This window comes from Pedobacter sp. MC2016-24, from assembly GCF_015223055.1.
Classification (GTDB): Bacteria; Bacteroidota; Bacteroidia; order Sphingobacteriales; family Sphingobacteriaceae; genus Pedobacter.
Genome location: NZ_JADFBX010000063.1, coordinates 1 through 340 on the forward strand (window position 1 = coordinate 1; position 340 = coordinate 340).

Genomic DNA, 340 nt, shown 5'->3' on the forward strand with positions numbered 1-340 from the left:
TAGTAACCGTTGATTTGCCTCAAGCGGTTAAAATCAGTTCTGCTAAGGAAGCGAAGATCGTTTTAAATGCTGATGTGGAGAAAACTATTGATGGCGTGGATGTCGTTACAAATCCTGTTGTTGGTGCGTCAAAAGCAACAATAATGGCCGCAGTAGCCAGCAACTATGCTACAAAAGTATTTTCTGTAAAATCAGTAAACTAATATAATGACAGGCAAGACCGCATACTTGCGTATTACTGTCTGTATTCTTTTACTGGTGTCGGTATCATCCTGTAAAAAGGATGTTCCGCTGGAAGAATCTAATCCGGTACCTCAAGCTGTGAAGCTGGAGGTGCCAC

1 pseudogene is annotated in these 340 nt (G+C 41.8%); it reads left to right on the forward strand.

Annotated elements, in window-relative coordinates:
* Positions 1–203, forward strand: a pseudogene (locus IM797_RS28280) (hypothetical protein); the annotation flags it as partial.
* Positions 204–340: the final 137 nt, after the last annotated feature.